General features: G+C 63.4%; 2 protein-coding genes. One reads left to right on the top strand and one right to left on the bottom strand.

The genetic code is table 11. From position 1 onward, the window contains the following. On the top strand, positions 1–1,138 hold a 1,138-nt coding region (locus tag L9Z73_RS29665), incomplete at its 5' end, for a NorM family multidrug efflux MATE transporter (protein ID WP_247408458.1). A 50-nt stretch (positions 1,139–1,188) separates the two neighbouring features. Here L9Z73_RS29665 and L9Z73_RS29660 read toward each other — a convergent pair. Continuing rightward, positions 1,189–2,106, bottom strand: a 918-nt coding sequence (locus L9Z73_RS29660; protein ID WP_247408456.1) for a putative bifunctional diguanylate cyclase/phosphodiesterase, incomplete at its 5' end; no start/stop codon positions are given.

Below are 2,106 nucleotides of genomic sequence, written 5' to 3'. Positions count from 1 at the left end.
CCTGACCCAGGCCGGGCTGTGGCTCGCCTGGCTGATGGCCCTGGCGGCGGCGGTGCTGCTGTGGAACCTCAAGCCGGTGCTGCTGATGTTCGGCCAGACCGAGACCAACGTGGACGCGGCAGGACAATTCCTGACCATCCTGCCGTTCGCCCTGCCCGGTTACCTGAGTTTCATGGCCTTGCGCGGCTTCACCAGCGCCATCGGCAAGGCCACACCGGTGATGGTGATCAGCCTCGGCGGCACGCTGGTCAACTACCTGCTCAACCACGCGTTGATCGAGGGCATGTTCGGTCTGCCGAAACTCGGCTTGATGGGCATCGGCCTGGTCACGGCCATCGTCGCCAATGGCATGGCGCTGGCGTTGATGGGGTACATCCGCAGCAACCGCGCGTACTCGGCCTACCCGCTGAGCGCAGGCCTGTTGCGTCTGAACACCCAGTACTTGCGCGAGTTATGGCGCCTGGGCCTGCCGATTGGCGGTACCTACGCGGTGGAAGTCGGGTTGTTTGCCTTTGCAGCGCTGTGCATGGGCACCATGGGCAGTACGCAATTGGCGGCGCATCAGATCGCGCTGCAAATCGTCTCGGTGGCGTTCATGGTGCCGGCGGGGATGTCCTACGCGGTGACCATGCGCATCGGCCAGCACTATGGCGCCGGGCAACTGCTGCAGGCGCGCATGGCGGGGCGTGTCGGCATCGGCTTTGGCGCGGCGGTGATGTTGGGATTTGCGGCGGTGCTGTGGCTGTATTCCGATCCGCTGATCGGGCTATTCCTCGACCATAACGACCCGGCATTCCACGAGGTGATCGTGCTAGCCGTCAGCCTGCTGGCCGTGGCGGCCTGGTTCGAACTGTTCGACGGCGTGCAGACCATCGCGATGGGCTGCATCCGTGGGCTCAAGGACGCCAAGACCACCTTTCTGGTGGGCCTGGGTTGCTATTGGCTGATCGGCGCGCCGGCGGCCTGGATGATGGCCTTCACCCTGGGTTGGGGGCCAACCGGCGTGTGGTGGGGCCTCGCGCTGGGCCTGGCCTGCGCGGCGGTGAGCCTGACCTGGGCGTTTGAGGCGAAGATCAAGCGCATGATTCGGCACGAGCCAGACGCTCAACGCTCATTCCATGCCGCGCAGACCGACTAGAAGTCTTGCGCGGTTGAAATGTGGGAGCGGGTTGGCAAATAGAGGATGAGCTAGCCCAATAAAGCCTGCTGGTCCTTGCCAAACGTCAGGTAGTCCACCAGCTCCGGCAACGGCAGCGGCTTGCTGATCAGGTACCCCTGGGCCTGGTCGCAACCAAACAAACGCAACAGCGCCAACTGCTCCGCGGTTTCTACGCCTTCGGCCACCACTTCCAGATTCAGGTTGTGGGCCAGGTTGATCATGGCGTGAACCAGCTTGCGGTTTTCTTCGCGCTCTTCCATGCCGCCGACAAAACTCTTGTCGATTTTCAACAAGGCGATCGGCAGGCTATTGAGGTGTACGAACGATGAGAAACCAGTGCCGAAGTCGTCGAGGGAAAAGCGCACACCGAGGCGACCGAGGGCGTCCATGGTCTGCTTGACCAAATCACTGCGGCGCATCACGGCGGTTTCGGTCAGCTCGAATTCCAGCCATTGCGCATCCACCCCGCGCTCGGTAATCAGCCGGCTGAGGGTCGAAAGCAATTGGCTGTCCTGGAACTGGCGAAACGACAGGTTGACCGCCATATGCAGCGGCGGCAGGCCGCGTTCGCGCAGGTCCTGCATGTCGCGCAGGGCCCGGGAAATCACCCAGTAACCCAGCGGAACAATCAGCCCACTCTGTTCGGCCAGGGGCACGAATTCGCTGGGCGGCAACAGGCCGCGCTCGCCGTGGCGCCAACGCACCAGCGCTTCGAGACCGACGATATGGCCGTCGTCCAGGTCGAGGCGGGGTTGGTAATGCAGTTCCAGTTCATCGCGACGCAGCGCTCGGCGCAATTCACTTTCCAGGTCGGCCAGGCTGCGGGCGTTGCGGTTGATGCGCTCGTTGAAGATATGAAAGGTGCAGCCCTGGGTGCCCTTGGCTTGCTGCATGGCGATATGGGCATGCCACATCAGCGGGTCGGCGCCGGCACGCGCGCGGGCATG

The sequence above is a fragment of the Pseudomonas emilianonis genome, assembly GCF_023072625.1.
Classification (GTDB): Bacteria; Pseudomonadota; Gammaproteobacteria; order Pseudomonadales; family Pseudomonadaceae; genus Aquipseudomonas; species Aquipseudomonas paraveronii.
Note: the sequence above shows the minus strand (reverse complement) of the source record. Positions and strands in the feature narration are given on the sequence as shown.